General features: G+C 48.9%; 8 protein-coding genes. 2 read left to right on the top strand and 6 right to left on the bottom strand.

Going from position 1 to position 8473, the window contains the following annotated elements; translation table 11 throughout:
• Nucleotides 1-1000: 1000 nt before the first annotated feature.
• From H591_RS0109580 to H591_RS0109555, 6 genes are all read right to left on the bottom strand, one after another.
• Nucleotides 1001-1438 carry an OsmC family protein gene (locus H591_RS0109580; RefSeq protein WP_028244330.1) on the bottom strand — a complete coding sequence of 146 codons (438 nt, stop codon included), beginning with the start codon at nt 1436-1438 and terminating at the stop codon, nt 1001-1003.
• Between the two features lie 141 nt (nt 1439-1579).
• Nucleotides 1580-2299 (bottom strand): DUF3108 domain-containing protein, encoded by a 720-nt coding sequence (locus H591_RS0109575; protein ID WP_022966730.1) that lies wholly within the window; start codon nt 2297-2299, stop codon nt 1580-1582.
• Between the two features lie 11 nt (nt 2300-2310).
• Nucleotides 2311-2964 carry a phosphoribosylglycinamide formyltransferase gene (gene purN, locus H591_RS0109570; protein ID WP_022966729.1) on the bottom strand — a complete coding sequence of 218 codons (654 nt, stop codon included), beginning with the start codon at nt 2962-2964 and terminating at the stop codon, nt 2311-2313.
• A complete protein-coding gene (gene purM / locus H591_RS0109565; RefSeq protein WP_022966728.1) occupies nt 2964-4025 on the bottom strand; it encodes a phosphoribosylformylglycinamidine cyclo-ligase in 1062 nt (353 codons plus the stop codon). The genes purN and purM overlap by 1 nt, the downstream gene beginning before the upstream one ends.
• Nucleotides 4026-4199: 174 nt before the next feature.
• A complete protein-coding gene (locus H591_RS0109560; RefSeq protein ID WP_022966727.1) occupies nt 4200-4616 on the bottom strand; it encodes a DNA polymerase III subunit chi in 417 nt (138 codons plus the stop codon).
• Nucleotides 4613-6100, bottom strand: a complete 1488-nt coding sequence (locus H591_RS0109555) for a leucyl aminopeptidase (protein ID WP_022966726.1) — start codon at nt 6098-6100, stop codon at nt 4613-4615. Before H591_RS0109555 ends, H591_RS0109560 begins: the two co-directional genes overlap by 4 nt.
• 138 nt (nt 6101-6238) lie before the next feature.
• Here H591_RS0109555 and lptF point away from each other — a divergent pair, with 138 nt between their 5' ends.
• Together lptF and lptG are read left to right on the top strand one after the other, a co-directional pair.
• A complete protein-coding gene (lptF, locus tag H591_RS0109550) occupies nt 6239-7363 on the top strand; it encodes an LPS export ABC transporter permease LptF (protein WP_022966725.1) in 1125 nt (374 codons plus the stop codon).
• On the top strand, nt 7356-8417 hold the full coding sequence (gene lptG, locus H591_RS0109545) for an LPS export ABC transporter permease LptG (RefSeq protein ID WP_022966724.1): 1062 nt from the start codon (nt 7356-7358) through the stop codon (nt 8415-8417). Before lptF ends, lptG begins: the two co-directional genes overlap by 8 nt.
• Nucleotides 8418-8473: the final 56 nt, after the last annotated feature.

Here is an 8473-nt window from a genome sequence, read left to right as displayed (position 1 = left end):
TCAGCAATGATCTGGGGTTTTTTTATGCACAATGAAAATAAATCACAGTCGGGCCCAGTAAGCCGAGATCAGCCTCGACAATCCCCGTATGAGCGGGCCATACCCGCGATAGCCTTGAGCTTTAAAGATACTTCCTCGCGAGCAGACGCCGGTAATGATTAATGAGTGATGCATAAGGTCTGCGGCTTACGGGAGCGTTAACTGATTGGATTGCTAACGTTGAGCATGCCGCACTGCGCTGCAACTGCTCTCCCGCCGACGAACCCATCCAGGGTTCAACGACGGCGCTACGTCATCCATGACTGCGCTTGCCACAGCTGCAGCGCAGCGCTCAGTGATCAGTGGTGTTGTTTGCTAGCCAGCATGGGAGCGTCATTAGGTGTAGTTATGAAAGCATCAAGGTTAAGTGGTTGGCTTGCGGGGTTTTACAGCTACAGGCTTATTGAGTTGTGGCTTTAAAAGCCTGCATTGTAATATTCTGAAGACTCAAAATGCTTTTAAAGAGACCGACATAATTAGAGCAGAACAACGCAAATGATTAGTGAGTACCTCCCTTGTGCTGCGATAAGCGCGGCCAAGGATGGCGAAGCGCCCGAATCGAGCCCTGATGGCTCGTTGAGAGAAAAGCAGCATAAGGACGGTACGGCACGCGTACTTCTTGCAGGCGATTCTTAAGGAGCAAGAAAGAGTCTTAAGTGTCCATGGTGCTGGCGCTGAGCATTGAGCATTGAGCATGTTGCAATGCACTGCAACTGTTGTGTTTCTTGTGTCCCTAAATAACTTGTGGGTTGGGTAGCGTGGAAGGTCAAGAAAAGCTACAGATAGTGCTGCAAGTTAATGCATGAGCAACGTTAAGTACATTGTGCGCTGTGAATGAGCACGCCGACAATAATGGTTTTAGAGTATGAGACCGAATTTTATTCGGCCTCATACTTAATTAGAATTTTGAGCTAGTGCTTAACGCACACTGCGCTTGATATGTTTCGGGCTTTAGAGTTCTTCACTTATCGAGGACAGTAATCAGATTAGTTGAGTTAATCAGGTTGTCGCCAACCGGGCAGCGTGCTTCAATTTTATCTAAAAAAACTTGTTTGGCTTCATCATCTAAGTCTGCATCAATATTGACCTTTAAACGCATTTCTTGGAAACCCGAGCGGGCAGAAGTTTCACGCCCGAGTAAACGATCTGGATCGTAATCTGCTTCTACAGCAAAGGTCATGCCGCGCAGGGTGATTTTTTCTTGGAAAGCGATAATGCGACCAATGCTGCCAACACATCCTGCATAAGCAGCGAGAATCAGCTCTGGTGGCGCTGGACCTAAATCTGCACCGCCTGCATTTTTAGGTTGATCCATATAAACCTTGTGCTCACCGCACATAATTTCAATGGTCATACCCGCGCCCATGTGACCTGTGGCGCGTAAGGTTTTCATAGCCATGCTCAATAGTCCTCAAAATATAGCAACCTGGAGTAGCTTGCCGATATTAGGGATTATATTATATTTAAATATAAAGTGTTTTGATGTTGATCAAGTTGAAAGCAGCACGCACCATGAGGAAGGTGCGCGCGATAGAGGGGGTTAGTTACGGCCTTTAACGTCTTTATTGTTGACGCTGCCGCTTTCTAGGATGATCTGGTATTCCTTGCCGTCTTTTTCTACTTGTTGCAGACGCACCAATAAGTAATCCCAGTCTTTAGCAAACCATAGGATAGTTTTACGCTTGCTTTGTGTTGGGTCGCGTACGCGTTCTACTTTTACCGCATCCACTGTACCCACTTTTGTCTCGACACTTTCTTCGCCAAGGACACGGAAATCATAGGTATCCAGTTCGTCACCATCAAGCACTTGATATGACATGCTAGTTTTGCCTTTAGCAATGTCACGCTGTAAAGCCAGTTGATAGGACGATTTGTCTTGTACACCTTGGATCAGCGTCAGTTTAACTGGCGTGCCGCGATCACTGCCGGTGGCCACTTGTGTGCTCCAGTCAAAATCATGCTTGATCTTTTTTGATTTGCCCATGCCGTTGCGCGAATAACGGTATTTTTGTGGTTGAACGTCACCATTGTGGATTGTTAACCAACTGGTTTCACTAAGTCCTGCCACTAGCATTGAAGCAGAGAAATCTAACTTCCAAGTACCATCATCTTGAGCTTGCAGGCTGCGTTCCGCTTTGCCGCTAAAAGGCAGTTGCTTCCAGTCAGCAGTGTAACTGGCCGAGAAAGGTTGCAGTTCGGTAGCCATCAGACTGGCAGGCAGGCTGAGTGCAGCTAAAAATAAAAATAGAGCGCGACGCATAATGGAGTCTCCTAAGATTGAAACTGAAAGCCAGAGCTGGCTAAAGGTTGGCCGTCCAGTACTGCACCTTGCTGATTGAGTTGTAAGCGTTGCTCGGCAAACCAGCGTACGGCGAGCGGGTAAATTTTGTGTTCAAGGGCATGGACTTTTTCGGCTAACTGCTCTGCGCTGTCATGTGCCTGGATCGGCAGTGCTGCTTGTATGACTACTGGGCCGCCATCGAGTTCCTCGGTGACAAAGTGCACGCTGCAACCGTGCTCGCTATCACCCGCCTCAAGTGCGCGTTGATGGGTATTTAAGCCTTTGTGTTTGGGTAGCAACGATGGGTGGATATTGAGTAAACGCTGGGCATAGTGACGAGTAAACTCTGGGGTCAGAATTCGCATAAAACCAGCTAACACTACTAGGTCAGGTTGATGCTGATCGATCACTTGCATCAGTGCTGTATCAAAGGCTAAACGATCAGCAAAATCTTTATGATTGAGCACATGCTGGGCGATGCCGACTTTTTGTGCGCGAACCAACCCATATGCATCGGCACGGTTACTCACAACCGCACAGATGCGTGCGTTAGGGTGGCCCGCTAAATCATCAATAATGGCTTGTAGGTTGCTGCCTGATCCGGAGATCAGGACAACGATATTGCAGATTTTAGAGTCGCTCATTAATGACTTTTTAAGTTGTTAAGAACAATACGCTCAGCGTTGTCGCCGGCTGTTTGGATGTGACCAATCACCCATGGCTTCTCACCATTGGCCTGCAAGTGCTCAAGCACCGTGGCTTGTTGCTCAGCGGCCACGCAAATCACCATGCCCACGCCGCAGTTCAGCACGCGGTGCATTTCAACTTCTTCGACGTTGCCTTGCTCTTGTAGCCAGTCAAATACCGCAGGGCGTGTCCAGCTCGCTACATCAATCACTGCTTGCGAGTTGGCTGGCAGCACACGTGGGATGTTTTCTAGTAATCCGCCACCAGTGATGTGCGACATCGCTTTAACCGCGCCCGTTTCTTTGATCAGATTGAGCAAAGGCTTAACGTAAATACGGGTTGGTGCCATCAGTAAATCGCTGAGGGCTTGACCATTTAACTTTGTGGTTTGGATATCAACCTTTGCCACTTCAATGATTTTACGAATCAAAGAGTAACCGTTGGAGTGCGGGCCTGAAGAAGGCAGGGCAATCAATACGTCACCAGCAGCCACTGTGCTGCCGTCAATGATTTCTGATTTTTCCACGACGCCAACACAAAAGCCTGCCAAGTCATAATCTTCGCCGCTGTACATGCCTGGCATTTCCGCTGTTTCACCACCGACCAGTGCGCAACCCGCTTGTTCACAACCTTCGCCAATACCCGTCACCACTTGCGCAGCGATATCGACATTGAGTTTGCCGGTAGCGTAGTAGTCTAGGAAGAACAAAGGCTCTGCGCCGCTGACGATTAAATCGTTAACGCACATGGCAACCAGGTCAATACCGATTTTTTCATGTTTGTTCAGATCAATGGCTAAACGCAATTTAGTGCCGACACCATCGGTGCCAGAGACTAAAACCGGTTGGCGATAGCCTTCTGGAATTTCGCATAAAGCTCCAAATCCACCAAGGCCACCCAGCACTTCAGGGCGTGCGGTGCGTTTGGCGACGCCTTTAATGCGCTCAACCAGTGCTTCACCTGCGTCGATATCAACACCTGCGTCCTTGTAGCTTATAGAAGTTTTATTGCTGCTCATGAATTGGGCCTTTGCGAAGTATGCGAAAAATACGTTTAATTGCGCGATTTTATCAGGCTTCAGGCCGAGCGGCCATCATCGGAGCATAAAGTGAGGATTAAACTTGTTAGAAATAGGCCTAAGTCTGGATAAATAATCAGCTTAGGTGTTTAACGATGGTGTTTCAGCAGCGAGTTAGAGCTCAACGCGGGCAGGCTGGTAGCCGAGTTCTCGGTAGCGCACAAAGTTTTGCCGACAGATCTGTAGCAGTTCAGGTTCTTGGTTGACGATTTCAATCACTCGAATAAAACAGTCAAGATGTGTTGAAATATCTTGGTGTAAGTTAATCAGTACCGCCTCGCGAAAATGGGGCTGCTCATTGAGGCCGATAACCACAGGTGCGCTTGCGTTCTCGCTGTGCAGTTCGTGCGGTATAAAGCTTGGTTTGCGAAACGTCCAGAGCAGCGCATCCAGCTCTGTCTGCTGCGCTGCGTCGCTGCAACGGATAAATGTCATAAAGCCTGCACGCCAGGCTTTATGTGCCAAACGGCAGGCCGCATTTAAGCGGTCCGCCGTTTGTGTGGTCGGTAATACGTAAAACTCTACTTTCACTGCGCGCGATCCAGTAAGTATTGGCTTAACAAAGGTACTGGACGACCGGTCGCACCTTTATCTTTGCCGCCGCTGATCCATGCTGTGCCGGCAATATCCAAGTGCGCCCATGGGTAGTCTTTGGTGAAGCGTGACAAGAAGCAACCTGCGGTAATGCTGCCGGCTTTAGGGCCACCAATGTTAGCGATATCGGCAAAGGGGCTGTCGAGTTGTTCTTGGTAGTCATCGAACAATGGCAGCTCCCAAGCAACGTCACTGGCTTGTTTACCGGCGCTGAGCAAGCTGGCAACCAGTTCTGGGTTATTGCCCATTAAACCACTGGTGTTACTGCCTAAAGCAACGATGCAAGCGCCAGTTAGAGTGGCAACGTTGATCACTGATTGTGGGTTAAAGCGTTTCACGTAGGTCAAAGCATCGCAGAGGACTAAACGGCCTTCAGCGTCGGTGTTAAGAATTTCTACGGTCAGACCGCTCATGGTGGTGACGATATCACCAGGACGCGTCGCGCCGCCGCTTGGCATATTTTCTGCGCAAGTCAGTACGCCAATCACGTTGATCGGTAGATCCAGTTTCAGCAAGGTTTTAAATGTACCCAGCACGCTGGCTGCGCCGCCCATGTCATATTTCATTTCATCCATGCCGGGGCCTGGCTTGAGACTGATGCCGCCTGAGTCAAAGGTAATCCCTTTACCCACCAACACATAAGGCTGCTGTGATTTATCAGCACCTTGGTAGTTCATGATAATCATGCGCGGCGGCTGATCGCTACCTTGTGCTACGGCGAGTAGGGCTCCCGCGCCGAGCGCTTTCAATTCTTTCTCTTCGAGTACTTCAACGTTGACTTTTTTGTTTGCCTTGGCCAGTTGCTTGGCTTGCTCGGCAAGGTAGCGTGGATGACAGATATTAGGTGGCATATTGCCAAGGTCACGAGTAAAAGCCATGCCTGAAGCAATCGCTTTACCATGCTCGCAGGCTGCGCTGACTTTTTTCTGCTGTTCTTTACTGCAGACAAAAGTGATTTTTTTAATCAATACAGCAGGCGCTTTCTCACTTTTGAACTGATCAAAAACATACAGGCCATCGGCCAAGCATTCAGCGATTAAACGGGCGCTGGCATAAGCATCACGATCCTTGATACGCAGATCAGTAAAGCCTAGAGCGGCATCTTTAATCGATAGGTTTTTAAAAACATTTAATACCGCAGTGATCAATTTGCGTGCCGCGCGGTCTGACAGTTCAGCATCTTTACCAATGCCAAGCAATAACACACGCTGGGCGCTGAGATTAGGTAAACTGTGCAGCAATAAGGTTTGTCCGAGCTTGCCTTGGATGTCACCGGCTTTAAGGTGCGCACTGATTGCGCCGCCAGATAAGCTGTCGATGAGTTGGCCTTGGCTGTCGAGTTGCAGTTGTTCGTTAACAGTTAACACAAGTGCGCTGGTTTTAAGTGTTTCAACTGAACTGGATTTGACTAAAAAGTCCATACTCAATGATCCTCAAGACAAAGATAGATAGATGCAGGATAATACTGTTCGTTTGCATCGGCGTGTAGGTACACTGCCATAATTGGTGTGACTAGTGTGGGCCGCGATAGGCGGTTTTGACAAGCTCGGAGCGTTTACTTGATAGTTTTTCGTTATCTTTCTCGGGAAGTATTGCTGACTTTTAGTGCGGTCAGCGCGGTGTTGCTGGTCATTATTATGAGCGGACGTTTTATTAAGTACTTAGCGCAAGCCGCGCAAGGGGTGCTTGATCCAGGCGTATTGCTAATGGTGATGGGCTACCGAATTCCTGGTTTTTTACAGTTGATTTTACCTTTAGGTCTGTTTCTCGGCATTTTGCTGGCTTATGGACGTTTGTACCTCGACAGTGAAATGACAGTTTTGTCTGCTACAGGCATGAGCGAGCAGCGTTTATTGTCTTACACCTTGGTGCCTGCAGCGTTAGTCGCGCTGCTGTGTGCGTGGTTAAGTTTTGTGCTGACCCCACAAGGCGTGCAAAACGTTGCGCAGATTCTCAATGCGCAAGATGCCCTGACCGAGTTTGATACCTTGGTGCCAGGACGGTTTCAGTCGATGCGCGACGGTTCGCGGGTTACCTATACACAAGAGTTGTCCAGTGGTCGCGATGAATTGCATAACGTGTTCATTTCTGAAAAACGAGAAGAGCGTTCCTCTGCGGGTAAAGAAAGTGCCATTACCGTTTTGGTGGCGAAAACCGGTCGACAAGAAATTCAAGAAGATGGCAGTCGTTATTTGATTTTACAAGACGGCTACCGCTACGACGGCACACCGGGTGAGGCAGATTACCGTGTGATTCACTACGACACTTACGGTGTTTTGTTACCTAAACCCGTTGTTGAAGTTAAAGTCGGCGAGCGTGAAACCATGCGCACAGGCGAATTGCTACGCAATCATCATCCGCGAATGCAGTCGGAGTTGCAGTGGCGATTATCGTTTCCGATCTTGGTCTTGATTGTGACTTTAATTGCTGTGCCGTTGGCCCGCGTCAATCCGCGTCAGGGCCGTTTCTTAAAGTTGCTCCCTGCTATTTTGTTATACATGGCCTACTTAGCCTTGCTGGTGGCGGCGCGCAGCGCTCTTGATAAGGGCAAAATGCCTATTGGACTTGGACTATGGCCTGTGCATGCTTTGTTTTTGCTTATCGGTTTGCTGTTGGTGTATTGGCAACCGATTCAGTTGCGTTTAGCACGGTGGCGTGCAGGCAAGGAGGCGCAGCATGCGTAGGTTAGATCGCTACATCGGTAGCACAGTTTTTATCGCGATTATTGCTGTGCTTGGCATTATCACCGGCTTAGCACTCTTATTTGCCTTTATCGATGAGCTCAATGATGTGCAGGGCGCTTATACATTGTGGGGAGCCGTCAGCTATGTTGGCTTAACGGCGCCGCAGCGTGTTTACGATATGTTGCCCATGGCTGCTTTAATTGGCTGCTTGGTCGGGTTGGGCAGTTTGGCCAGTCACAGTGAGCTGACAATTATTCGTGCGGCCGGTGTGTCGATCAGGCGGATTGTTTGGGCAGTGATGAAGCCCATGCTGGTGTTGATGCTACTGGGTATTTTAGTCGGAGAGTATTTAGCGCCTTGGACCTCAAGCATGGCGCAAGCCAATCGTTCTTTGGCCCAGTCAGTTGATAAAGCGCAAAGTTCTAAGCACGGTATGTGGCACCGTCAAGGTGATGAATATATTCATATCAACGCCGTACAACCGGGTGGGAAGCTCACTGGGGTGACGCGTTATGTGTTTGATGATCAACAACGTTTGCTGCGTTCGAGCTTTGCCCAGCAAGCGCTTTATCAAGATGGTTATTGGTTGCTTGAAGATGTTGTCTATACCGATTTGCAGGAACGCAGTACCTCAACGGCGAAAGCCAGCAGTGAGCGTTGGGATGTTGAAATCAGTCCACAGTTATTAAGTACGGTGGTGATGGAGCCGGATAACCTGCCAATTACCGGCTTGTGGCGTTACGCCAATTACTTAAAAGAGCAAGGCTTAAATGCCAATCGTTATTGGTTGGCTTTTTGGGTTAAAGTCTTGCAGCCGGTGGTGACAGCGGCCTTGGTGTTGATGGCGATTTCTTTTGTGTTTGGACCTTTACGCTCGGTGACTTTAGGTCAGCGCGTCTTTACCGGTGTGGTCGTGGGCTTTGTCTTTCGCATTGCCCAAGACTTACTGGGACCGGCCAGTTTGGTGTTTGGTTTTGCACCGATTGTGGCGGTTCTGTTACCGGCATTGATTTGCGCAATGTGTGGCTTTTGGTTGTTGCGTCGAGCGGGTTAGCGGCTTAAATATCTTCTGGATGATTGCCAATTGCAGATCGCGTAGTTAAAGTGTTG

This window comes from Denitrificimonas caeni DSM 24390 (assembly GCF_000421765.1).
GTDB classification, from domain to species: Bacteria; Pseudomonadota; Gammaproteobacteria; order Pseudomonadales; family Pseudomonadaceae; genus Denitrificimonas; species Denitrificimonas caeni.
The sequence above is the reverse complement of the archived record's forward strand: the minus strand, read 5'-3'. Positions and strand labels throughout refer to the sequence as shown.